This window comes from Pseudomonas sp. GNP013, assembly GCF_054343995.1.
Genome location: NZ_JBTGUT010000001.1, coordinates 865,892 through 887,866, shown reverse-complemented (window position 1 = coordinate 887,866; position 21,975 = coordinate 865,892). Strand labels below are relative to the sequence as shown.

Here is a 21,975-nt window from a genome sequence, read left to right as displayed (position 1 = left end):
CTGCGGTCACACCTGATGCACGTTCAAACATATTCGATAGGACCGAGGCCAACCCGTGAACCCAGACATGCTCGAAGCCGGCCCCGCTGACGCCAAAGTACTCTCTGTCTTTGACTTCGACGGCACCCTCACCCACCACGACAGTTTCGTGCCCTTTCTCAAGTTCGCTTTCGGCACGGGCGCGTTCTATGGCCGCATCGTGAAGCTGGCGGTGCCGGGCCTGCGCTTTCTGGTGCGGCAGATCAGTCGGGACGAGTTGAAGGCGCAGTTGATCCGCACCTTTATGGCCGGGGTGGAGAAGACGTGGGTGCAGCGCAAGGCCGAGGAGTATTGCCAGCGCAATTGGGCGCGGTTGATGCGCCCGGCGGGTGTGTTGTCGGTGGAGCAGGAGTTGGGCTCGGGGGCGGTGGTGACGCTGTGTTCGGCGTCGCCGGCGTTGGTGTTGCAGCCGTTTGCCGATCGGCTGGGGATCCGCTTGATCGGGACCGAGCTTGAGGTGGTGGATGGCGTGCTGACCGGCAAGCTCACGGGGAATAATTGCCGCTGCGAGAACAAGGTGCTGCGCCTTGAAGCCGTGTATGGGGACCTGGGGGCCTATCGGCTCAGGGCCTGGGGCGACACGCGCGGAGATCGCGAGTTGCTGGCGGCGGCGCAGGATGCGCATTTTCGGCATTTTCATGCGAAAAAGAAGCGGCGGCCGCGGTTGCAGCGTTGATGCGCGAAGTGGGGGTTGGCGGTGGAGCGAGGCGATCCCATCGCTGCCTCGCGGGGCTCGACAGCTCTTATCAAACACAAAATAACTTTTTGATTTAAAACCTGAAATTCCAGACAGCCACATTCCTGTGGCGAGCAGGCTTGTCCTGCGTTGGGCTGCGCAGCAGCCCCAAAACCATGCTCCGGGCAGCGTCAGGTATACCGTGTTTCCCTTGATTGGGGGCGCTGCGCACCCCAACGCGGGGCAAGCCCGCTCGCCACATAGGCTCCAGCTTGCTGCGCGACAGCGTTAAGTCGAAGACTTGGCGGAGCCTCCCACATTTTTGCTCTGCGTCAGTCTGATAGTTGCGTAGTATCGGGCCATCCCTCTCACGGACCCGAGCCCCATGAAGTTCGATACGGCCTATAGCCTGAGTCTCGATGACAAGCTGTCGATCTACGACGTGCGAGACCTGAATTTCGACGAAACCGCCGCCTACGATTCCGACAAGGACAGCTTCCTGTGCCCCAACGATGCATGCCGGGCGGCGTTCGAGACGGGCAATACGCTGGCCACGTTCAACGCGAAAAACGTCAACTACCTGCGCACGCCCCACTTCAAGAACAGGACCGGCACCCAGCATATCGACGGCTGTCGCTATGCCAGCCTGCACAAGGCGGCGAGCGGAGAAAGCGACGACGCGCGCGAGGATAATTTCCCCTCAGAATTTGTGTTGACCCGCCGCAGCTACCCGCGCAAAACGCCAGCTGCCGGCAGCCAGGGGCAGGCCTTGCCTGAGCCTGCGAACCCGTCCGCCAACCGCGTCAGCCTGCCCGTGAGTTCAAGCGACACCACCCCGGACAAGACCAGCGTGTTCGCCCACCCGGTGGAATGTTACGTGTCGAACATCGACGACAAGGACCGGCTCAAGGCTATGCCGCTGAAGATCGGCGAGCACACCGCGACCTATTGGACGTTTTTCAAGAAAATCGAATACCTGCAGGACAACAAGGGCCTCATCTACTGGGGCAGGATCAAGGCCATCAAGGACTACACCAGCAGCTTTCGCATCGACTTCGACAAGAAGGTGTGGCTCGACAAAAAACCGTATTCGGTCAACGTGTACCTGAGCAAAAAACTCATCGAGAACTACCGCAAGCGCACGGCGTTCCTGGAGCAGATCAAGGCGGCGGCGAGCAGTGAGCGGGCGTTGTATTGCTTCTTCTACGGCGTGACGCCGGAGCTGAAACAGGTGCCGAGCAAAAAGAACCCCGAGCAGACGTTCGGGGTGTTCAGTGCGAATATCGAGAACCTGGATCATCTGATTATTCGCGAAGCGCCGGGGCTGCAGACGCTTTAAGCAGTCGCGCGTGCACACGGCGCATTTGCCCAGTAGATGAACGGCGCAAACAACTGTACAAAAAACCAGTATAGTTTGCCTTCCCGTCGAATCCTGGAGAAACCCCATGTCCTCTCTGGCAATGAGCTCGTTCGTAGACCAGCAGATCGTCCTGCACCAATTCACCGCCAAACACAGCGTACAGGCCCGTGCCATGCTGGGCTGGAGCCACGAAGACCTGGCCCGCCAGGCCGGGGTTTCGGTGGCGTCGGTGCAACAGTTTGAAAGCCGCGCGCAGGTGGACGATGAGGTGCGCCTGGCGCTGGCGTTTCGGTTGGAGGCTGAAGGCCTGGTGTTCTTCCCGGGGTTTGCGCCGGGGTGGGGGATGAGTGTGCGCCGGTTTGATACCGCCGCGCCCGAGCCGGCCGCCCCAGGCATTCTCTCGCGGTTCATGGGTTCAACAGCGTCATCAATTGACTCATCAACCCCTCAACCGAATGGTGCGTAGTATCCAATCGAATAACCGGACACTTCAGCGGTTTCAACCAGCGTTCATGCCGACACGCACTGCACAGGCTGTGGTTGCTGCCATGGTAGCGCGCGGCCCAGGCCAGGAATGCCGTGCTGTCAGCATGGCGGCTGCCGCCTTCCAGTATCTGGTCACCGTAGCGCCGCACTTCCCGCAGGCGCAGGCGGTGCAGTCGGGTTTGCGGGCTCAGGCTCTGAAATATCACCTGGGTAAACCAGGAGATCATCGAATCGCCCCAGCCACAGAGTGAGCCGGATAGCGCCCCCTTCATGGCCGTGCCGTGATCAGGTCGCACTCCCCTGCCGCTTGTAGCAGCGCTGAAAAACCTTGAAAAGTCATTTTCCAAAGGTGTCCGCGCCTCAGCTTGAGACGCGCGCCTGCGCACCTTGAGTCTCAACCTCCAGCCACCAAGCGTGCCCGCGTTCCGGTTGATTCAGGCTGAACGCCTGCCCCATTGGCGGCGTGGTAATCGACACGTTGCGCTCCCAGGCCAGGGCCATGATGCGGTCGAAGGGTTCGTGCCAGGCGTGGAACGCCAGATCGAATGTGCCGTTGTGAATCGGCAGCAGCCAGCGGCCCCTGAGGTCGATGTGGGCCTGCAGGGTTTGCTCCGGTTGCATGTGCACGTGGGGCCAGTCGACGTTATAGGCGCCGGTTTCCATCAGCGTCAGGTCGAACGGGCCGTACTGCTCGCCGATGCGTTTGAAGCCGTCGAAATAGCCGGTGTCGCCACTGAAGAAAATGCGCCGCGCAGCATCGATCATCACCCACGAACACCACAGGGTCTGGTTGCTGTCAAACAGCCCGCGCCCGGAAAAGTGCTGGGCGGGCGTGGCCACGAAACGAATGCCCTCCACCTCCGTTCCTTCCCACCAGTCCAGTTGCCGCACTTTGCTGGCGTCCACTCCCCATTTAACCAGCGTGTCGCCCACGCCGAGCGGTGCCAGAAAGTAACGGGTCTTGTCGGCCAGTTGGATGACAGCCTTGCGGTCCAGATGGTCGTAATGGTTGTGGGACAGAATCACCGCCTCCAGCGGCGGCAGCGCTGCAAGGCTGATGGGCGGCTGATGAAACCGCTTGGGCCCGGCCCAACTGAAAGGCGATGCGCGCTCGGCAAACACCGGGTCGGTGAGCCAGAACTTGCCGCGCATTTTCAGCAACACGGTGGAGTGTCCCAGGCGAAACACGCTGTGATCGGGCGCGGCCAGCAGTTGCTCACGCGTCAAGGGTTGCACCGGGATCTCGCCCACCGGCCGTGTGTTGCGCGGTTTGTGGAACAGCATCTTCCAGAAGATGCCCAGGGTTTTGCCAAACCCGCCGTGGGGCACCCGGGTGCCGTTGCTGAACTGCCCCTGTGCCTGCTCGGCAGGCGCGGTGTCTTGGGATGAGGTGGTGGCCATTACAACAAAGCTCCTGCGAACTGCGGGAAAATTACACTGCACAGTGTAGTTTCAAGATTGCAACAAAACCCGGAGCAAGTAAACTGCCGAGTGTAATTTCTCTCGGAGCCCATCGCCCGCCATGACTGCCCCCCAACGCCTCACCGACCGCAAGCGCGAAGCCATTGTGGCGGCGGCCATCGCCGAGTTTCGCGCCAATGGGTTCGAGGTCACCAGCATGGACAGGATTGCCGCCACCGCCGGTGTCTCCAAGCGCACGGTGTACAACCACTTCCCCAGCAAAGAGGAGCTGTTCGCCGAGATCCTCCATCAACTCTGGGCCAGCAGCGTCGCGCAACTCGACATCAGCTACGCCGGCGACCGCCCGTTGCGTGAGCAACTGCGCGGCTTGCTCGCCGCCAAGATGCAGATGATGTCGGACGCCAACTTCCTCGACCTGGCGCGCGTGGCGATCGCCGCCACCATCCATTCGCCGGAGCGCGCGCAGGATATGGTCAACCGCCTGAGCTCACGCGAAGAAGGCTTTACCCAATGGGTGCGCGCCGCGCGTGACGATGGCCGCCTCAGTTGCACCGACCCGGCGTTCGCCGCGCACCAGATCCAAAGCCTGCTCAAGGCCTTTGCGTTCTGGCCGCAGATCACCCTCGGCCAACCCACCCTGGAAGCGGCCGAACAAGCCCGCGTGATCGAGTCGGCCATCGACCTGTTCCTCGCGGGCTACGAAGTCCGCCCCACGCCCCTCACTGGCACTGTGCAATAAGCGACATCGACGGTCGCTTTTGGCGCATTCGTCACCCGATTTGTGCAAATGGCCTCCAAGGCCACTGATTATTCCCTTACAAATAACTGACAATATTCCCGGTCATTATCCGATCAACGGTTGATCCAGCGAACGCGCACCGCCGTACCTGTAAAAAATCAGCTGGGCCAGGAATTTATGGAAAACAGACGAGGCAAAGGACTTTCATTTGCCAGGCGTATCTACCAGCCAAGGATCATCGGCCTGGTTGTCGGCAGCATCAGTGTCACCGGTGCGTTATACCCGCTGGCCATGCCGGGTTGGGTGTGGGCGTTTCTGCTGTTCAACGGGTTCATATGGGGACACGCGGCGTACCAGTTATCGACCCGTTCGCAATTTCCCTACCAGGCCGAACAGCGCAACTTCCTGTACGACTCGGTGTTCGGCGGCTTCTGGGTCGCCGCCGTGCAATTCACACCGCTGACCACCGTGACCATCCTGTCGATGATCACCATGAACAATGTCGCGGCCGGCGGCAAGCGTCTGTTCCTGCGCGGCCTGCTGGCCCAGGGCGTCGGCATCGCAGTGGCGTGGGCGCTGTTCGGTGTGCGCTTGAACCCCGATGTCAGCCGGCTTCAGGTCTACAGCTGCCTGCCGATGTTGACGCTCTACCCCATGGCCATCGGCATGGTCTGTTACCAATTGGCAATCAAACTGTCGGAACACAAACGCGCGCTCGGCGCCCTGAGCCGTACTGACAGCCTCACCGGCCTGCTCAACCACGGCTCCTGGAAAGACCTGCTGCACCTCAAGTTCCACGAGTGCCAGCAACAGCGCAGCCACGCCACCATTGCGCTGATCGATATCGACCACTTCAAGCAGATCAATGACACCCACGGCCACATCGTTGGCGACACAGTGCTGCGCGAGCTAAGCCTGGAACTGCGACGCAAGCTGCGGGAAAAGGACCTGGCCGGGCGTTACGGCGGCGATGAGTTCTGTGTGATTCTTCCGCAAATGCCGTTGGCTGACGCCGCGCAGATCATGGAACGCATGCGCGAGACCTTCAGCAATTACCGTCACCCGCAGATTCCCGAATTAAGGGTCAGCCTGAGCATCGGCCTGGCGGATTTCCAGCCCTTCTTCAGCGATGCCTCGATGTGGCTGAATGCGGCGGACCGCGCGCTGTACGACGCCAAGGACACCGGACGCAACCGGGTCAAGGTCAGCGACCAGGTGATTGCCCATTTCGCCTGAAGTCGTCGTACGACACCTCGTCAGAATCTTCTTTCATCGCGCTCCGGCGACAGCATAATGCCACTATCGGTCACCTGCCCAAAAAAGGTCCTGCCCCTGGGGCGAACTAGTTGTCAGGCTGATCACTCATAAGCCCGTTCCACCTTCTGTCGGCATCAGGAAGTCGACAATGAGCACGTCCGCCGTAGGCCAAGCGCCAAACGGGGCAAGCGCCAATCCATGGATAACTCACGACGTTGCTTGTCCGAGCACTGCACATGCTATTCAACGCCTACAAAAAAACCATCACTGCCCTGCAACACACCCTTGCCCAGCAATCCAGCCTGCTCGACGCCATTGAGCGTTCCATGGCCGTGATCGAATTCGACCTGCAAGGCACCGTGTTGCGCGCCAATGACAATTTTCTGCAAGCCATGGGCTACCGCGCCGAACAAGTCATCGGCCAGTCGCACCGCCTTTTCTGCACGCCCGAATTTGCCCGCAGCGCGCAATACAGCCAGCTGTGGACCCAACTGCGCAATGGCCAGTTTCAGTCCGGCACCGTTGAGCGGCTGAGCAGCAATGGCCAGTCAGTGTGGTTGGAAGCCAGCTACAACCCGGTGCGTGACGAAGCGGGCACTGTGATCAAAGTGGTGAAGTACGCCCTGGACGTGACGCCACGCCTGCAGGCCGAAAGCGAGGCCAACGCCAAACTCGAAGCCATCGGCCGCGCCATGGCGGTGATCGAGTTCAACCTCGACGGCACCATCATCACCGCCAACGAGAATTTCCTTACGCGTATGGGCTATAGCCTGGCGCAGATTCAGGGCAAGCATCACCGCCTGTTCTGCACGCCGGAATCGGCCAACAGCGCGGCCTATGCCGATTTCTGGAAGCGTCTTAACCAGGGCGAACTGTTCAGCGGACAGTTCGAGCGAATCGACAAAAATGGCCAGACCGTGTGGCTCGAGGCCAACTACAACCCGGTGTACGACGCCAGCGGGCGCCTGTGCAAGGTGGTGAAGTTCGCTTCCGACATCACCGCCCGCGTGCAACAACATGCCGCCGACGCCGCGAGTGCGGCGCAGGCGTATCACATCTCCGTCAGCACCCGCGACATCGCGGAACAAGGCGCCGAGGTGATTCAGCAATCGGCCAGTGGCATGCGCGAAATTGCCGCAGACATCGACGGCTCGTCGCAACTGATCGCCAAACTGGGCGAGCGTTCGCAACAGATCACCGCCATCGTCAACACCATTCGCGGGATTGCGGATCAGACCAACCTGCTGGCCCTCAACGCGGCCATCGAGGCGGCACGGGCCGGCGAACAGGGCCGCGGTTTTGCGGTAGTGGCCGATGAAGTACGGCAACTGGCGGCCCGCACCAGCGGTTCGACCATGGAAATATCCGGCATGATCGCAATGATCCAGGAAGAGACCCGCCAGGCCATCGACAGCATGGACGGCACCCGCGACCGCGCAGCCCTCGGCGTGGACCTCGCCAACCGCGCCGGCACGGTGATCCTGCAGATTCGCCAGGGCACCAGCGAGGCGGTGCAGGCAGTGAGTGCGTTTGCCGGTGAGCGGGTCAGCAACTGACCCTGCTTGATCCGCCAAACGGTGCCAATGCCAAAGGGTGCCTAATGTGGGAGGGGACTTGCCCTAATGCCAGTCAGTTAAGCGCAGCTCCCCTGTGGGAGCGGCGGTGCGACGATTCGACTTGCCCGCGAAAGCGGTGGGTCTTCAACATCAATGTTTGCTGGGCCGACGCCATCGGGAGCAAGCCCCCTCCCACATTTTGTACAGCGTTCGGCAGACCATTTCGGTCGGCTCTCAGGCCGCCACGCTTTTGCTTTTGCTTTTGATCTGGAAGCGCCCCGTCAAACACGCTCCCACATTTGAGCTTGCTCTCACATTGGGAATTGCTGCACATCCGAGTCCGCATACCTCAGTTGGGCCTCGCTCCGGGCACGTGCTGCGCCAACTGCTCAAACAGCGTCACCACCGAACGCAACGCCCGGCAATCCGGGCGTGTCAGCAGCCATAGCGCGGTATCGTGCCCTGCCAGCGCAGGCCCCAGGGGTTGCAGTTGCGCGTCCAGTAAAAAGTCCGGCAAGGCCGCCACCCCAAGCCCGGCCCGCACCAGTTCGGTCACCGAGAGCATGCTGTTGCAGCGGTAACTGAGGCGCACACCCGGCAGGTGTTCACGGCGCCAGGCCACGGTGGGGTGATCGGGCAGGAAATCATCCGGCGCGATCCAGTCCAGCTCGGCCAACGCGCGGCCCGCGTGCCGGCGCGCATACTCGGCGCTGGCACACACCCGATACGCCACGCTGCCCAGGTTGCGTCCGACCAGGTGCTGCGGCGGCGTCCGGGTCAGGCGCAGGGCAATGTCGGCATCGCGGCGGCTGAGGTTGGCAAAGTCATTCGACGTGCTCAGCTCCAGCGTCAGCGCCGGGTAAGCCGGCATGAACTGCGCCAGTGCCGGCAACAGCAGGCTTTGCAGCACAGAGTCGGTGCAGGTCAGGCGTACCGTGCCGCTGATCACCTCGCCGCCCTGCTCCACACCGATGCGCGCGGCTTCCAGGGCCTGCTCGGCACGTTCAGCCTGCTGCGCCAGGTTGCTTGCCAGGCCGGTGGGCAGGTAACCGGCGCGGCTTTTTTCAAACAGCGTTTGCCCCAGTGCCGCCTCCAGCCGCCGCACCGCGCGGAACACCGTGGACACATCCACCCGCAACAACGCCGCCGCCCGCGCCAGGCTGCCGCCGCGCACCAGCGCCAGGATCAGGGACAGGTCGGTGTAGTCGATTTGATAGTGCGTAGCTGCATTGAGCATGTGGGAAAACGCCAATTTTGATTGCGTGAGCGCCAATCTATAGTGCGCATCAGGACACAACAAGCCATGGGATGCCTCTGATGAAAACCACCGCTCTGCACATTGCCCTGATCGGCGACTACAACCCGGATGTGATCGCGCACCAGGCGATCCCGCTCGCGCTGCAACAGGCCGCGCACACCCTGGGCCTGACGGTGCACGTCAAGTGGCTCGCCACCGACACGCTCACCTCCACGGCGCTGTTGCAGGGTTTCGACGGTTTTTGGTGCGTGCCCGCCAGCCCCTACCGCGACACGCAAGGCGCCTTGCGCGCGGTGCGTTTTGCCCGCGAACAGCGGCGCCCTTTCCTCGGCACCTGCGGCGGTTTTCAGCACGCTGTGCTCGAATATGCCCGCCATGTACTGGGCTGGGCCGATGCCGAACACGGTGAACTGGTGCCGGATGCCCAGCGTGCGGTGATCGCGCCGCTTGGCTGCGCGTTGGTGGAGGCGATCGACACCATACGTTTGGTCCCCAACACCCGCATCGCCGATGCCTACGGCCAGCTGGATCTCGAAGAAGGCTACCGCTGCCGCTACGGCATCAACCCCGCCTTCGAAAGCGCTCTGCTGGAAGGCGACTTGATTGCCAGCGGCCACGACGCCGCCGGCGAGCCGCGCGCCGTCGAACTGCTGAACCACCCGTTCTTCGTCGCCACGCTGTTCCAGCCCGAACGTGCGGCGCTCAAGGGCACCACGCCGCCACTGGCGATGGCGCTGCTCAAGGCCTGCCAGGCGCTTTCGGCATGATCGCCAACACACCCGCGCCGCCCTACTACGCGGTGATCTTCAGCTCGCTGCGCAGCGAGGGGGACCAGGGTTACGGCCAGGCAGCCCTGCGCATGCTGGAACTGGCCCGCGAACAACCGGGGTTCCTCGGCGTGGAGTCGGCGCGCGAGGACGGGCTGGGGATTACGGTTTCGTATTGGCGTAGCGAAGCGGCGATTCTGGCGTGGAAGCAAAACGCCGAGCACACGCAGGTACGCGAGCAAGGGCGCGCCAGCTGGTATTCGGCGCTTCATACGCGCGTGTGCAAGGTCGAAAGGGCTTACGCCTTTTCAGTCTGAAATGCACACCTCTGTGGGGAGGGGCTTGCTCCCTCCCCACAATTTGATCTTTACCGGGTCAAGAAAGACCCTAAAACACCCCGCGCGCACGTTAATGTCGGTTTGGTGATAGCGCCGTTCACAATCACTTGTTAAAAAGGAAGCCTTCTCAAGTTACCTCCACGAAAGGACTTCGCTTATGCCTGTCACGTTTTCCAAGAGCGCTTTGCTGCTCGCACTGATGCTCGGTCTTGGCCAGGCGCAGGCAGCCGACTCGATCAGCCCGGCCGAGTTGGCGACAAACGAAGGCATCCCCTACCCGGCCGTCATCGCCCACCGTGGTGCGTCCTACGATGCCCCCGAATCCACCGCCGCGGCCTACAAGGTCGCGCGCGACCTGGGCGCCGACTACCTGGAAATGGACCTGCAGCGCAGCAAGGACGGCGTGCTGTTTGCCCTGCACGACAATAACCTGCAGCGCACCACCGACGTGGCCAGCAAGTTCCCCGAGCGCAAAGACGCGCCGGCCAACGAGTTCACCTGGAAAGAACTGCAAACCCTCGACGCCGGCAGTTGGTTCAACGCCGCTTACCCGGACCGCGCCCGCCCGGGCTTCGTCGGCCTGAAAATCCAGAGCCTGGACGACATCATCAAAATCGCCGAAGGCAACCCGCAGCACAAACCCGGCCTGTACATCGAGACCAAGGAGCCCAAGCAATTCCCGGGCATCGAAGCCGACCTCAAAACCAAGCTGCTGGACAAGGGCTGGCTGAGTTCCGCCGGTTCCAAGCTGGGCAAGAGCAACACCGGCGTCGGCCAGGGCAAGGGCCGCGTGGTGCTACAAACCTTCGAGGTGTCGAGCCTCAAAGAGCTGCAAAAGGAAATGCCGAACACGCCGAAGATTCTGCTGCTGTGGGTGGGTGAAGGCAGCATCGAGCCGAAATCCAAACAGACCTTCGCCGAATCCGGCGAGCCGACCAAGGCCGCCTACTACGCCAAGCAAGAGCCGAAAGACGCCGCCGAGTTCGAAAAATGGGTCGACCAGGCCAAGGACCTTGGCGCCATCGGCACCGGCCCTTCGGCCGAGCAGACCCATCACGGTGACCAGAGCTACACCGACCTGGTGAAACCGCAAATGAACAAACTGACCCACGATAAAGGCCTGCTGGTGCACGTCTACACCGTCGATGAGCCGGTGGATTTCGAAAAAGTGATGAACGCCGGTGTCGACGGCATCTTCACCAACCGCGCGGCCGAACTGCTGAAGTTCTACAAGCGCTGGCCGTCGTCCAGCGTGCAGGACCTGCTCAACGACTATAAATACTGAGGCATTGGTGTCAGTGCGCCATTAAGGATGAATTAAGTTGCGCTGGTTAATCTGGCGCCACTTAAACAGTTCACCCAAGAGGACACACCATGAAAACTTTGACTGCCCTGTTCGCTGCCACCGCCCTGACCCTGACCGCCGGTTTGGCTCAGGCGGATGTTCGTCCGGATCACATTGATGGCCTGCTCAAGTCGGGCGCCGTGATGCCTTTCGACAAGCTCAACGCAGCAGCCGTGGCAACTCACCCTGGCGCTTCGATCACTGACACTGAGCTGGACACCAAACACGGCTTCGCTGACCAGTATGTCTACGAAGTGGACCTGACCGACACCACCGGCAAGCGCTTTGAAGTGAAGCTCGACGCCAAGACCGGTGCCGTGCTGGAAAACAAGCAAGACACTTGAGTTGAATCCCCAAAAAACCGCGCCACCTTCGGGTGGCGCGGTTTTTTTATGGGCGCAGGAAAATTCCTACTTTATTAAAGGAAATTACCCTCACGCCACCCAAGGTCGTTAAAATCCCCCGCATCGGGCAGGGAACCACGCCCTTCACGCTGCGCACAGAGGCTGCTGCATGGAACCAAAAGCTGCCGACATCGCTACCATTGGCCGGATCAGCGCCGTGCCCGCGATGCTTCAGGTCATCAGCGACATGACCGGCCTGCGCTTCGCTGCCGTGGCCAGGGTGACCGACGACACCTGGACCGCCTGCGCCGTGCTTGACCACCTGGAATTCGGCCTCGGGGTCGGCGGCGAGCTGGACCTGACCACCACTATCTGCCACGAAATCCGCGGTTCCCATGTGTCCGTGGTGATCGACAAGGCCAGCGAAGACCCGCTTTATCACGACCACCACACGCCGCGTATCTACCAGTTTGAAAGCTATATTTCGGTGCCGGTGTTCCGCACCGACGGGCGTTTTTTCGGCACCATCTGCGCCCTCGACACCAACCCCGCCAACCTGCGCAGCAGCGCGATCCAATCCACCATGGAGTCGTTCGCGCGGGTGCTGTCGCTGCAGATCGAAGCCGAAGAAGCCCTGCAACATACCGAAGCGCAACTGCACGAAGAACGTGGCACCGCAGAACTGCGCGAGCAATTTATCGCGGTGCTGGGCCATGACCTGCGCAACCCCTTGTTCGCCATCAACTTCAGCGCCGAACGCCTGCTGCGCAAGCATTCATCAGCGGCCACCGACCCGCTGGTGCAGCACATTCTCACCAGCGGCCGGCGTGCTGCGCAGTTGGTCGAAGACGTGCTGGATTTCGCCCGTGGCCGCATGGGCAGCGGCATTCCGCTGCACCTGAGCGATTGCGAAGGGTTGCAGAGCGCCCTGCAACACGTGGTGTCCGAAGTGCAGAGCGTGCACCCCACGCGGGTGATTCGCGCCGATATCGGCGACCTGCGTGGCGTCCACGGCGACCGCGAGCGCCTGGCGCAGTTACTCTCGAACCTGGTGGCCAACGCCATCCATCACGGGCGCCCTGAGGGACCTGTGGACGTCACGGCGAAGATCGAGCATGGCCTCTTCACGCTCTCGGTAAAAAATTCCGGGCAGATCAGCCGGCAGGCCTTGCCTCGCCTGTTCGAGCCCTACGCGCGCCCCGTCACCGACACCCCGCAAGCAGGCCTGGGCCTGGGTTTGTATATCGTCAAGCAGATTGCCGACGCCCACGGCGGGGATCTGGAGGTATTGACCTGCGAGCATTCGGGGACGTGCTTCACCTTCATGCTGACGACGCGCTGAGCAAGTTTTCAAAGCGTCACAAAATCGTCATCCAGCCTTGCAATGATTCGCGCATGCGAACCTGTGAAACGTCCTACAGGCGCTTTCCCTGCGAGACTCCATGAACCACAGCATTGACCACAGCCACCAGGATCCCGATCTGTTTGGCCTGCTTTACGGTTTCCGTTTTCGCCCCGGTGAAAAGGGCGAACAGATCGACTCCGCCACCGCCCTGCAGGCCCTGCAACAACCGGCCGACCCCGACGAGTTTTTGTGGCTGCACCTGAACCTGGCCCACGCCGCGTGCGAACGCTGGATGCAGGCGCATCTGGATTTGCCCGAGGAGTTCTTCGAAGCCCTGCACGAAGGCTCGCGCTCCACGCGTATCGAACATGTGGACTCGGCCTTGCTGGCGGTGGTCAACGACGTGGTGTTCAACTTCAGCAGCCTGGTGTCGTCGGACATTTCCACCTTGTGGGTGTGCGCCCGCAGCCGCCTGCTGGTGAGCGCGCGCCTGCAACCGTTGCACTCGGTGGACAAGTTGCGTTCCTCGGTGAAGGCCGGTGAGGGCTTTCGCTCACCGCTGGCGCTGCTGGTGCATTTGCTGCGCGATCAGGGCGAAGTGCTGACGCAGATCGTGCGCAAGACCAGCATCAGCGTCGACCATATCGAAGACCAGCTGCTGTCCTCGCAACTGGCCACCAACCGCGCCGAACTCGGTGCCGCGCGCCGTGTGCTGGTGCGCCTGCAACGCCTGCTGGCGCTGGAGCCGGGCTCGCTGCTGCGCCTGCTCAATCGCCCGCCACAATGGCTGCAAAAGGAAGACGTGAAGGAGTTGCGCAAATCCACCGAGGAGTTCGCGCTGATCATCAACGACCTCACGGCCCTGGGTGAACGTATCAAGCTGTTGCAGGAAGAAATCGCCGCCAATCTCAACGAGCAGAGCAACCGCACGCTGTTCACCCTGACCGTGGTCACGGTGCTGGCGTTGCCGATCAACATCATCGCCGGTTTCTTCGGCATGAACGTGGGCGGCGTACCGCTCTCCCAGGACCCGGAAGGCTTCTGGATCCTGGTGGCGCTGGTGGCCACCTTCACCTTGATCGCCGGGCGCTGGGCCTTCCGCAAACGCAAAGACTACTGATTGCAATGCAATCAACTGTGGGAGGGGGCTTGCTCCCGATAGCGGTGGGTCAGTGACACATCAGTGCCTGACACTCCGCTATCGGGAGCAAGCCCCCTCCCACATGGGGTTGGCGGTGAGTTCTGGACAAGTGGCCATTTCATTCGCGTGAACACTGACCTGTTGCAGTATCTCTGTAACATTTTGTAATGATCATGGGCGACATCCTTCCTCACACAGGATGCTCCGGCATGGCCACCCCTTCACTGACTGCCTCCACCACCGCCTCACACGGCGATCCCAAACCCCGACTGGACAAGAAACCCGGCCTGATCACCGTGATCATGTTCTTCGCCGTGCTTGCCATGGGCCTGTTGTTCACCGCCTACAGCCTGATGCACGACATGAAGGAAATGGGCGCCGTTGTCACCACCTGGACGCCGTTCCTGCTGCTGGGTGTGGCGTTGTTGATCGCGCTGGGTTTCGAGTTCGTCAACGGCTTCCACGACACCGCCAACGCGGTCGCAACCGTGATTTACACCAACTCGCTGCCGCCGCACTTTGCGGTGGTGTGGTCGGGGTTCTTCAACTTTCTCGGCGTGTTGCTTTCCAGCGGCGCGGTGGCATTCGGCATCATCGCCCTGCTGCCGGTCGAGCTGATTCTGCAGGTGGGCTCCTCGGCCGGTTTTGCGATGATCTTCGCCCTGCTGATTGCAGCCATCCTGTGGAACCTCGGCACCTGGTGGCTGGGTTTGCCGGCCTCCTCTTCCCACACCCTGATTGGCTCGATCATCGGCGTCGGCGTGGCGAATGCCTTGATGCACGGGCGTGACGGCACCAGCGGCGTGGATTGGGGCCAGGCGATCAAGATCGGTTATGCGCTGCTGCTTTCGCCACTGATCGGCTTCGGCTTTGCCGCGCTGCTGTTGCTGGCCCTGCGCGCCTTCGTCAAGAATCGCGCGCTGTACAAGGCGCCCAAGGGCGACGCCCCGCCGCCGTGGTGGATCCGCGGCATGCTGATCGTCACCTGCACCGGCGTGTCGTTTGCCCACGGCTCCAACGACGGGCAAAAAGGCATGGGCCTGATCATGTTGATCCTCGTCGGCACCCTGCCGATGGCCTATGCCCTCAACCGCGCCATGCCCGCCGAGCAGTCGTTGCAGTTCGCGGCGGTGGCCGAGGTGACCCAGGTGGCGCTGGTGAAAAGCGCACCGCAGCCATTGCTCGGTGACCCGCGCCCGGTCCTCTCCACCTACGTGCGCACCAAGGAGCCCACGGCGGACCTGGTGCCGGCGCTGGCCGCCCTCACCGGCCACATCGGTGACGAAGTAAAAGGCTACGGCTCCCTCGCCAAAGTCCCCGCCGAAGCGGTAGGCAACGTGCGTAACGACATGTACCTGACCAGCGAAACCATTCGCCTGATGGACAAGGGCAAGGTCGGCAACTTCGACGCCGACACCCAGGACAAGCTGCAACTGTTCAAACAGCAACTCGACAACTCCACGCGCTTTATTCCGCTGTGGGTGAAAATCGCCGTGGCCATCGCATTGGGGCTGGGCACCATGGTTGGCTGGAAGCGCATCGTAGTGACGGTGGGCGAGAAGATCGGCAAGACCCACCTGACTTACGCCCAGGGCGCATCGGCGGAAATGGTCGCGATGCTGACCATCGGCGCGGCGGATATGTATGGATTGCCGGTGTCGACCACCCACGTGTTGTCATCGGGCGTGGCGGGCACGATGGTGGCCAATGGTGGTGGGTTACAGATGCGCACCATCCGTAACCTGCTGATGGCATGGGTGCTGACCTTGCCGGCGGCGATTCTGCTGTCGGGCAGCCTGTACTGGCTGTTCACCCAACTGTTCTGACCGGACACTGTTCAAAATGTGGGAGGGGGCTTGCTCCCGATGGCGGCAGGTCAGCTACCTGAAAATTGGCTGACCCACCGCTATCGGGAGCAAGCCCCCTCCCACAGGGGTTTTCTGTGTTTTTCAGGACGTGAATAACCCGGCCATTATGTTGAGGCGCTTCTTGTAGACGCGCCGCGCCTCCAGCGCCTCTTCCAGGCTGACCGCCACAAACCCCGCCCGCTGGTTCGGCTGCATCTGTCCGATCAAGTCCAGGTCGGCACTGATCACGGTGCCGATCATGGCGTAGCCACCGCCCGACACCGCGTCGCGGTGCAGCACGATCGGCTCCAGACCCGCCGGTACCTGGATCGAGCCGATCGGGTAGCAGCTGTCGACAATATTCGACGGATCGGAGCCGGCGCCAAACGGCTGCTCCCGTGGCTGAAAGCTCAACGCGCTGCCGCCCTTGAAGCGATAGCCGATGCGGTCGGCCTCGGAGCCCACCGTCCAGGGTTCGGCAAAAAAGCTGCTTTTCGCGCCCGTGGTCAAGCGCTCGTAATACAGCCCCGGCACCACGCGCAGGGTTATGTCGCCGCCCACCGAACGGCGCAAGGCCATCGGCAGGCTGTTGCCGACACGACCCGCGCCGCTGGCTTCGCCGACCGGCAACACATCGCCCTCCTGCAGACGCCGGCCATGGAAACCGCCCAGCGCGCCCAGGGTATAAGTGGAGCGACTGCCGAGCACCAGCGGCACATCAATGCCGCCCGCCACGGCCAGGTATGTGCGTGCGCCGGCCACGGGAAACGTGAAGCGCAGTACCTGGCCGGCGCGCACCGCAAAGGCGGTGTCCTGGTGCACCACCTCGCCGTCCAGGCGCGGTGACATCAATGCGCCGCTGAGTGCCACCAACGCGTCCAGCGTAAACTCAAGCTCAGGGCCGATCAAGGTGCATTCCAGCCCCGCCGCCCCCAGCGGGTTGCCCACCAGGTGGTTGGCCGCGCTCAGCGCGTATTGGTCCAGCGCACCCGAAGGCGGGATGCCCAGGTGGTAATAACCTTCGCGGCCCAGGTCCTGCACGGAGGTGGCCAGGCCAGGTTTGAGCACCTTGATCATGCCAGCGCCTCCTGCAGGGTTTTCGGGTAGCCGACGGGGTCGGCGAGAAACGCGTCGAGGGAAAATTCCACCGGGCGGATGCGCAGGTCGAAGCGCCCGGCGTCCACTTCAGCCACCGCCAGGTCATAGGCATCACGGTCAATCGGCTTGAACTGCACGATGTCGCCAGGCCGGAAGAACACCATGTGCTCCTTGAGGTAAGCCAACTGCTGCGCCGGGTCGTAGATCGGTGCCGGGGTCACCCCAAACATCTGATAACCGCCGGCGCCGCGCACCGAGTAGATGCAGCCGAAACAGCCGCCATGGCCCAGGGTCAGTTTGGGCGTGTCGGTGCGCGGGCGCAGGTACTTGGGCACCTGCAACTGCCGCGCGCGCTCGACCATCTGAAACATGAACGGCAAGCCCGCCACAAACCCGACCATCGACACAAACCACGGCGCACCGCTGTGGGCGTGGATGAACGCGTCCACATCGGCCAGGCCGTTGATGCGCGCGGCGTATTCCAGGTCAGTGCCGCTGGGGTCCTGATGACGGTCGCGAAAACGCATCAGGGTTTCATGGGTCCAGGGGTCGTTGTAGAGCACCGGAATTTCGATGATGCGCGTGTGCAGGGTGCGCTCGGCCACGGCCTGGGCCTCGGCGCTTTGCACGGCGTCGAGCAACACGTGGGGCGCGATACGGTCGGGATCGAAGCGGATCTGGAACGAGGCGTTGGCCAGACAGATATCCAGCACGCCTTCCAGCGCCAGACGCTCCACCGCGCGGGTCACCGCCATGCCTGTGAAGAAGGCCTCCAGGGACATGCTGTCGCTGACCTCGGCGAACAGGTGTTCGTCAGCACCGAAGCTGTAGCGGATGGGGGACGTTTCAGCCATGTCTGTTCCTCTTGGAATCATTGTAGAAAGGCAGGCAAAAAAGTTAGCGGGTCGATCTTATTGGGGGGTTCTGACGTCAATACCGGCGCGGTCCAGCGCTTCACGGGTGGCTTCCACCAGTTCCAGCGCGCCGGGGGTGTCACTGTGCAGGCAGATGGAGTCGAATTCGATGAACAGGTCTTCGCCTTCCACAGTGCGCACCCACCCGCTCTGGCACGCGCGCAGCACCCGCGCCGCCACGGTGGCCGGGTCCAGCGCACGCACGTTGCGGGTAAACACGATGGAGCCGCTGAGGTCGTACTCACGGTCGGCGTAGAACTCGCGCACCACGGGTTGCCCCAGCTCGCTGGCAACGCGCCAGATCACCGAGTTGGGCATGCAGTACAGCAACAGCGTCGGCTCGATGATTTGCAGGTTTTGTACCAGCAGGCGCGCGGCTTCCTCGTCGCGGGCCAGGTGCATATAGAGCGCGCCATGGGGTTTGATGTGCTGCAGGGTCACCCCCTGGGCCCGGGCGATTTCGCGCAGGGCGCCGAGCTGGTAGAGCATGTCGTCCACCAGTTCCTGGGCCGGCGCGTTGATATGGCGGCGGCCGAAACCGACCAGGTCGCGAAAGCCCGGATGCGCACCGATGGCGACGCCCAGCTGTTTGGCGCGCGCCACGGTGCGGCGCATGGTGCCGGGGTCGCCGGCGTGAAAGCCGGTGGCGATATTGGCCGAGCTGATATAGGCCATCAACTCCGCGTCGACGCCGTCGCCGATGGTCCAGGGGCCGAAGCCTTCGCCCATGTCTGAATTGAAATCCACTGCCTGCATCGCGTGCGCTCCGTCAAAGGGGATGCAGCGAAAGTAGGCTGCCCCTTGACCCCTTGGGAAGATCTATTATCAGATGGGGCATCTTCTGAAAATCAGATACCCCCAAGTACTGGAGAGGCAGATGTCCCTCACCCTGCGCCAGGTCCGTTACTTTGTCGCCACCGCCGAAATCGGCCAGATTTCCCAGGCGGCGATTCACTTGAACATCTCCCAATCGGCGGTCACCACGGCGATCAAGGAGCTGGAAGCCCTGCTCGGCGTGCAGTTGTTCATGCGCTCGGCCCAGGGCATGAACCTCACCGACGCAGGCCGGCACTTTCTCAACCGTGCCTATGTGATCGTGCGCAGTGTCGACGACGCGCTGAACAGCCCCTTGCCGGACCACCGCGCCAGCGGCGTACTGCGCGTCGCCGCCAGTTACACCGTGCTGGGCTATTTTTTGCCGCACCACTTGCAGCGCATGGAGCACTGGCACCCGGACGTGACCATCGAGGTGTTCGAACAGGAGCGCCAGGCCATCGAACAGGGCCTGCTCGACGGCGGGTTCGACATGGCCGTGGTGCTCACCGCCAACCTCACGCACCCGGCGATCGTCTCGGAAATCCTGTTCAACTCCGAACGCCGCCTGTGGCTGCCCAGCCATCATCCGTTGTGCGAACGGGGCGCGGTGAGCCTGGCGGACGTGGCGCAGGAGCCTTATATCCTGCTCACCGTGGACGAGGCCGAACACAGCGCCATGCGCTACTGGGAACAGGCCGGGCAGACGCCAAACGTGCGGCTGCGCACCAGTTCGGTGGAAGCGGTGCGCAGCATGGTCGCCAATGGCAGCGGCGTGGCGATCCTGTCGGACCTGGTGCACCGGCCCTGGTCGCTGGAAGGCAAGCGCATCGAAACCCTGACCGTCACCGACCCGGTAACGCCCATGAGCGTGGGCCTGGCCTGGCACCGCGAGCGCGCGTTTACCCCGGCGATGCAGGCGTTTCGCGACTACTTCCACGACGCGTTCCTGGCGCCGCAGCAGTTGTCGGCGCGGCGTTAGAGCTGCGCTTGCAGCACGCCGGCCAGCCAGTCCATGAACACCCGCACGCGCAACGGCAAATGCCGCTGCCCGGCGTACAGCAATGAAACGTCCAGCGGCGGTGCCGGGTAGTCCGGCAATACCGCCACCAGCTCACCGCTGGCCAGTTCAGCGCCGAGGCCCAGGGCTGGCACCTGAATAATCCCGAAACCGCCCAGGCATGCCGACTTGTAGGCATCGGTGCTGTTGACCGTGACCCGCCCGGCCATGGGCAGGCGCTGCACCTTGTTGCCCTGCAGGTATTCGAACCCCGCCGAGCGTGAGCCCAGTGGCCGCACGTAATGCACCAGATGGTGGTTGGCCAGGTCGGCGAGTGTGTGCGGCGTGCCAAAGCGTTGCAGGTAGGTGGCGCTCACGCAGTTGAGCATCGGCAGGCTGCACAGCCAGCGGGCCACCACACTCTGGTCCGGCTGCGCACCCACGCGCAGCACGCAGTCGAACCCTTCGGCGAGCAGATCGACCTGGCGGTCGGTGGTGCTGATTTCCAGCTCGATCAGCGGGTGCGCGTGCATGAAGTCGGGCAGGCGCGGCAGGATCAGGTCCCGCGCCATCACATTGGGCATGTCCACCCGAATACGTCCCGCCAGTTGCGCTTCATCCTGACGAAACAGCCCTTCGAGCTCCTCCATGTGCGCCAGCAGATCCTTGCTGCGCTCATACAGCACAAGGCCGTCCTGGGTCGCCTGCACCTTGCGCGTGGTGCGCTGCAACAGGTGCGCGCCGAGCAGTTCCTCCAGCGCCTGCACATGCTCGGACACAGTGGAGCGCGGCAGGCCAAGGCGCTCGCCTGCCTGGGTAAAACTCGACAGTTCGGTGACCCGTACAAAGGTGCGCAGCAGTTCAAGCTTGTTCATGGATTGTTCGCCTTATCCGGCCAGTGATTCCGGTATAGCGCTGTTTATCACGTTGCGGTCGGACAAATACACTCATTCCACACCCACACGCAGAGGCACTCACCATGACCCGTAAAATCGCATTGATCACTGGCACCAGCCGTGGCCTGGGCAAAAACGCCGCCCTGCACCTGGCAGCGCAGGGCGTCGACATCATCGGCACCTATCACAGCAAGGCCGACGAGGCGCAGGCGCTGGTGACGCAGATCGAGCAACTGGGCGGCCGCGCGGCGATGCTGCAACTGGATGTGGGCCAGAGCGCCACCTTCGACGCGTTCGCTGGCGACATTACCCGAGTGCTCAGAGATGTTTTCGCACAGGATCACTTCGATTTTCTGGTCAACAACGCCGGGATCGGCATTCACGCAAGCTTTGCCGAGACCACCGAAGCGCAGTTCGATCAGTTGCTGGCGATTCAATTCAAGGGGCCATTTTTTCTGACCCAGAAGCTGTTGCCGTTGATCCGCGACGGCGGACGCATCCTCAACGTGTCCAGCGGCCTGGCGCGCTTCAGCCTGCCTGGTTACGCCGCCTATGCCGCGATGAAAGGCGCGATGGAAGTGCTCACCCGCTACCAGGCCAAGGAACTCGGCACCCGTGGCATCAGCGTCAACATACTCGCCCCCGGCGCCATTGAAACCGACTTCGGCGGCGGCGCCGTGCGCGACAACGCCGGCCTCAACGCCATGGTCGCCAACAACACCGCCCTGGGCCGCGCCGGCTTACCGGATGATATCGGCGGCGTCATCGCCAGCCTGCTGGCCGACGGCAGCGCATGGATCACCGGGCAACGTATCGAGGCGTCGGGTGGCATGTTTTTGTAGGAACCTGTCGCGCAACACGTCGTAGCCCCAGTGATACACGTAGGTGTACGGCAGAAAAAACAGCAGCACGCCAATGTCGAGCATCAGGGCCTGCAACAGGCTGATCTTCATCCACGCGGCAATCAACGGCACGGCCACGATGATCAGCCCGCCTTCGAACATCAGCGCGTGCAGCACGCGAGTCCAGGCGCCGCCGGCGAGTTGCAGGCGCAACGTGAGTCGGTCGAACAGGCTGTTGAAGATGATGTTCCAGGTCAGCGCCAACAAACTCATGCCCAGGGTCACCGCGCCCATTTCCAGCGCCGGTCTGCCGGTGATCCACACCAGCAACGGCGTACAGATCAACAAGGCCAGGCCCTCGAAACCGAGGGCCTGGCAAACGCGTTCAGTGATCGATTTGGTAGGGTTCATGGCCCGGCTCCGTGATTGACGACGGTTGCCATGCTCACCCGCCACACCGATACTTCATAACCAATAACCATCGACCAAGGC

At 62.4% G+C, this 21,975-nt stretch carries 23 protein-coding genes; 15 read left to right on the top strand and 8 right to left on the bottom strand.

Features of this window, described 5'->3' with window-relative positions; translation table 11 throughout:
- The first annotated feature begins 67 nt into the window (after positions 1–67).
- The 3 genes from ACXX81_RS04100 to ACXX81_RS04090 all read left to right on the top strand — a co-directional run bounded on the left by ACXX81_RS04100 (position 68) and on the right by ACXX81_RS04090 (position 2,541).
- Entirely contained in the window at positions 68–715 is a 648-nt protein-coding gene (locus ACXX81_RS04100; RefSeq protein ID WP_003237904.1) for an HAD-IB family hydrolase, read from the top strand.
- A gap of 385 nt (positions 716–1,100) precedes the next feature.
- Entirely contained in the window at positions 1,101–2,054 is a 954-nt protein-coding gene (locus ACXX81_RS04095) for a hypothetical protein (RefSeq protein ID WP_458571252.1), read from the top strand.
- Positions 2,055–2,160: 106 nt separating this feature from the next.
- On the top strand, positions 2,161–2,541 hold the full coding sequence (locus ACXX81_RS04090; protein WP_322214319.1) for a helix-turn-helix domain-containing protein: 381 nt from the start codon (positions 2,161–2,163) through the stop codon (positions 2,539–2,541).
- Here ACXX81_RS04090 and ACXX81_RS04085 read toward each other — a convergent pair.
- Positions 2,483–2,788, bottom strand: a complete 306-nt coding sequence (locus ACXX81_RS04085; protein WP_322214320.1) for a P-loop NTPase family protein — start codon at positions 2,786–2,788, stop codon at positions 2,483–2,485. The two genes, ACXX81_RS04090 and ACXX81_RS04085, sit on opposite strands and share 59 nt — an antisense overlap.
- Before the next feature lie 133 nt (positions 2,789–2,921).
- Positions 2,922–3,962, bottom strand: a complete 1,041-nt coding sequence (locus ACXX81_RS04080; RefSeq protein WP_231422910.1) for an MBL fold metallo-hydrolase — start codon at positions 3,960–3,962, stop codon at positions 2,922–2,924.
- 121 nt (positions 3,963–4,083) lie between these two features.
- On the opposite strand from ACXX81_RS04080, the gene ACXX81_RS04075 reads away from it, so the two are divergent.
- The 3 genes from ACXX81_RS04075 (at position 4,084) to ACXX81_RS04065 (ending at position 7,535) form a co-directional block, all read left to right on the top strand.
- Positions 4,084–4,722 (top strand): TetR/AcrR family transcriptional regulator, encoded by a 639-nt coding sequence (locus ACXX81_RS04075; RefSeq protein WP_458571251.1) that lies wholly within the window; start codon positions 4,084–4,086, stop codon positions 4,720–4,722.
- A 177-nt stretch (positions 4,723–4,899) separates the two neighbouring features.
- Positions 4,900–5,958 (top strand): diguanylate cyclase, encoded by a 1,059-nt coding sequence (locus ACXX81_RS04070; RefSeq protein WP_231422908.1) that lies wholly within the window; start codon positions 4,900–4,902, stop codon positions 5,956–5,958.
- 257 nt (positions 5,959–6,215) lie between these two features.
- Positions 6,216–7,535, top strand: coding sequence for a methyl-accepting chemotaxis protein (locus ACXX81_RS04065; RefSeq protein WP_209984048.1), 1,320 nt, complete (start codon positions 6,216–6,218; stop codon positions 7,533–7,535).
- A gap of 349 nt (positions 7,536–7,884) precedes the next feature.
- On the opposite strand, the gene ACXX81_RS04060 is transcribed toward ACXX81_RS04065, so the two are convergent.
- On the bottom strand, positions 7,885–8,772 hold the full coding sequence (locus tag ACXX81_RS04060) for a LysR family transcriptional regulator (RefSeq protein ID WP_458571250.1): 888 nt from the start codon (positions 8,770–8,772) through the stop codon (positions 7,885–7,887).
- 80 nt (positions 8,773–8,852) lie between these two features.
- On the opposite strand from ACXX81_RS04060, the gene ACXX81_RS04055 reads away from it, so the two are divergent.
- The 7 genes from ACXX81_RS04055 (at position 8,853) to ACXX81_RS04025 (ending at position 15,899) form a co-directional block, all read left to right on the top strand.
- Positions 8,853–9,560: a CTP synthase C-terminal region-related (seleno)protein gene (locus ACXX81_RS04055; protein ID WP_231422905.1), complete on the top strand. Its 708-nt coding sequence runs from the start codon at positions 8,853–8,855 to the stop codon at positions 9,558–9,560.
- Entirely contained in the window at positions 9,557–9,877 is a 321-nt protein-coding gene (locus tag ACXX81_RS04050) for an antibiotic biosynthesis monooxygenase family protein (protein ID WP_458571249.1), read from the top strand. The genes ACXX81_RS04055 and ACXX81_RS04050 overlap by 4 nt, the downstream gene beginning before the upstream one ends.
- A 178-nt stretch (positions 9,878–10,055) precedes the next feature.
- A complete protein-coding gene (locus ACXX81_RS04045; protein ID WP_458571248.1) occupies positions 10,056–11,183 on the top strand; it encodes a glycerophosphodiester phosphodiesterase family protein in 1,128 nt (375 codons plus the stop codon).
- Between the two features lie 89 nt (positions 11,184–11,272).
- The gene (locus tag ACXX81_RS04040) at positions 11,273–11,587 is read left to right on the top strand and encodes a PepSY domain-containing protein (RefSeq protein WP_209984059.1); all 315 of its coding nucleotides are present in this window, start codon (positions 11,273–11,275) and stop codon (positions 11,585–11,587) included.
- Positions 11,588–11,756: 169 nt separating this feature from the next.
- Positions 11,757–12,929, top strand: coding sequence for a GAF domain-containing sensor histidine kinase (locus tag ACXX81_RS04035; protein ID WP_458571247.1), 1,173 nt, complete (start codon positions 11,757–11,759; stop codon positions 12,927–12,929).
- A 100-nt stretch (positions 12,930–13,029) separates the two neighbouring features.
- The gene (locus ACXX81_RS04030; RefSeq protein WP_057007087.1) at positions 13,030–14,052 is read left to right on the top strand and encodes a transporter; all 1,023 of its coding nucleotides are present in this window, start codon (positions 13,030–13,032) and stop codon (positions 14,050–14,052) included.
- Between the two features lie 230 nt (positions 14,053–14,282).
- The gene (locus tag ACXX81_RS04025; RefSeq protein WP_209984062.1) at positions 14,283–15,899 is read left to right on the top strand and encodes an inorganic phosphate transporter; all 1,617 of its coding nucleotides are present in this window, start codon (positions 14,283–14,285) and stop codon (positions 15,897–15,899) included.
- A gap of 123 nt (positions 15,900–16,022) precedes the next feature.
- Here ACXX81_RS04025 and ACXX81_RS04020 read toward each other — a convergent pair whose 3' ends face one another.
- The 3 genes from ACXX81_RS04020 to ACXX81_RS04010 are packed head-to-tail and all read right to left on the bottom strand — an operon-like array spanning position 16,023 to position 18,688.
- The gene (locus ACXX81_RS04020) at positions 16,023–16,997 is read right to left on the bottom strand and encodes a 5-oxoprolinase subunit C family protein (RefSeq protein ID WP_458571246.1); all 975 of its coding nucleotides are present in this window, start codon (positions 16,995–16,997) and stop codon (positions 16,023–16,025) included.
- Complete coding sequence (locus ACXX81_RS04015) at positions 16,994–17,872, bottom strand: 5-oxoprolinase subunit B family protein (RefSeq protein WP_338478267.1); 879 nt, start codon at positions 17,870–17,872, stop codon at positions 16,994–16,996. Before ACXX81_RS04015 ends, ACXX81_RS04020 begins: the two co-directional genes overlap by 4 nt.
- Before the next feature lie 57 nt (positions 17,873–17,929).
- Entirely contained in the window at positions 17,930–18,688 is a 759-nt protein-coding gene (locus ACXX81_RS04010; RefSeq protein ID WP_458571245.1) for a 5-oxoprolinase subunit PxpA, read from the bottom strand.
- A 121-nt stretch (positions 18,689–18,809) separates the two neighbouring features.
- On the opposite strand from ACXX81_RS04010, the gene ACXX81_RS04005 reads away from it, so the two are divergent.
- Positions 18,810–19,727 carry a LysR family transcriptional regulator gene (locus tag ACXX81_RS04005; RefSeq protein ID WP_209984070.1) on the top strand — a complete coding sequence of 306 codons (918 nt, stop codon included), beginning with the start codon at positions 18,810–18,812 and terminating at the stop codon, positions 19,725–19,727.
- Here ACXX81_RS04005 and ACXX81_RS04000 read toward each other — a convergent pair.
- Positions 19,724–20,620, bottom strand: coding sequence for a LysR family transcriptional regulator (locus ACXX81_RS04000; RefSeq protein WP_003237862.1), 897 nt, complete (start codon positions 20,618–20,620; stop codon positions 19,724–19,726). The genes ACXX81_RS04005 and ACXX81_RS04000 overlap by 4 nt on opposite strands.
- A 104-nt stretch (positions 20,621–20,724) precedes the next feature.
- On the opposite strand from ACXX81_RS04000, the gene ACXX81_RS03995 reads away from it, so the two are divergent.
- On the top strand, positions 20,725–21,483 hold the full coding sequence (locus ACXX81_RS03995) for an SDR family NAD(P)-dependent oxidoreductase (RefSeq protein WP_458571244.1): 759 nt from the start codon (positions 20,725–20,727) through the stop codon (positions 21,481–21,483).
- Here ACXX81_RS03995 and ACXX81_RS03990 read toward each other — a convergent pair.
- Positions 21,382–21,894, bottom strand: a complete 513-nt coding sequence (locus ACXX81_RS03990) for a multidrug/biocide efflux PACE transporter (RefSeq protein ID WP_209984074.1) — start codon at positions 21,892–21,894, stop codon at positions 21,382–21,384. The genes ACXX81_RS03995 and ACXX81_RS03990 overlap by 102 nt on opposite strands.
- Positions 21,895–21,975 lie beyond the last annotated feature (81 nt).

Coding starts and splice junctions, on each gene's coding strand:
- ACXX81_RS04100 (WP_003237904.1), top strand. CDS start 68: ATGCTCGAAGCCGGCCCCGCTGACGCCAAAGTACTCTCTGTCTTTGAC.
- ACXX81_RS04095 (WP_458571252.1), top strand. CDS start 1,101: ATGAAGTTCGATACGGCCTATAGCCTGAGTCTCGATGACAAGCTGTCG.
- ACXX81_RS04090 (WP_322214319.1), top strand. CDS start 2,161: ATGTCCTCTCTGGCAATGAGCTCGTTCGTAGACCAGCAGATCGTCCTG.
- ACXX81_RS04085 (WP_322214320.1), bottom strand. CDS start 2,788: ATGATCTCCTGGTTTACCCAGGTGATATTTCAGAGCCTGAGCCCGCAA.
- ACXX81_RS04080 (WP_231422910.1), bottom strand. CDS start 3,962: ATGGCCACCACCTCATCCCAAGACACCGCGCCTGCCGAGCAGGCACAG.
- ACXX81_RS04075 (WP_458571251.1), top strand. CDS start 4,084: ATGACTGCCCCCCAACGCCTCACCGACCGCAAGCGCGAAGCCATTGTG.
- ACXX81_RS04070 (WP_231422908.1), top strand. CDS start 4,900: ATGGAAAACAGACGAGGCAAAGGACTTTCATTTGCCAGGCGTATCTAC.
- ACXX81_RS04065 (WP_209984048.1), top strand. CDS start 6,216: ATGCTATTCAACGCCTACAAAAAAACCATCACTGCCCTGCAACACACC.
- ACXX81_RS04060 (WP_458571250.1), bottom strand. CDS start 8,772: ATGCTCAATGCAGCTACGCACTATCAAATCGACTACACCGACCTGTCC.
- ACXX81_RS04055 (WP_231422905.1), top strand. CDS start 8,853: ATGAAAACCACCGCTCTGCACATTGCCCTGATCGGCGACTACAACCCG.
- ACXX81_RS04050 (WP_458571249.1), top strand. CDS start 9,557: ATGATCGCCAACACACCCGCGCCGCCCTACTACGCGGTGATCTTCAGC.
- ACXX81_RS04045 (WP_458571248.1), top strand. CDS start 10,056: ATGCCTGTCACGTTTTCCAAGAGCGCTTTGCTGCTCGCACTGATGCTC.
- ACXX81_RS04040 (WP_209984059.1), top strand. CDS start 11,273: ATGAAAACTTTGACTGCCCTGTTCGCTGCCACCGCCCTGACCCTGACC.
- ACXX81_RS04035 (WP_458571247.1), top strand. CDS start 11,757: ATGGAACCAAAAGCTGCCGACATCGCTACCATTGGCCGGATCAGCGCC.
- ACXX81_RS04030 (WP_057007087.1), top strand. CDS start 13,030: ATGAACCACAGCATTGACCACAGCCACCAGGATCCCGATCTGTTTGGC.
- ACXX81_RS04025 (WP_209984062.1), top strand. CDS start 14,283: ATGGCCACCCCTTCACTGACTGCCTCCACCACCGCCTCACACGGCGAT.
- ACXX81_RS04020 (WP_458571246.1), bottom strand. CDS start 16,997: ATGATCAAGGTGCTCAAACCTGGCCTGGCCACCTCCGTGCAGGACCTG.
- ACXX81_RS04015 (WP_338478267.1), bottom strand. CDS start 17,872: ATGGCTGAAACGTCCCCCATCCGCTACAGCTTCGGTGCTGACGAACAC.
- ACXX81_RS04010 (WP_458571245.1), bottom strand. CDS start 18,688: ATGCAGGCAGTGGATTTCAATTCAGACATGGGCGAAGGCTTCGGCCCC.
- ACXX81_RS04005 (WP_209984070.1), top strand. CDS start 18,810: ATGTCCCTCACCCTGCGCCAGGTCCGTTACTTTGTCGCCACCGCCGAA.
- ACXX81_RS04000 (WP_003237862.1), bottom strand. CDS start 20,620: ATGAACAAGCTTGAACTGCTGCGCACCTTTGTACGGGTCACCGAACTG.
- ACXX81_RS03995 (WP_458571244.1), top strand. CDS start 20,725: ATGACCCGTAAAATCGCATTGATCACTGGCACCAGCCGTGGCCTGGGC.
- ACXX81_RS03990 (WP_209984074.1), bottom strand. CDS start 21,894: ATGAACCCTACCAAATCGATCACTGAACGCGTTTGCCAGGCCCTCGGT.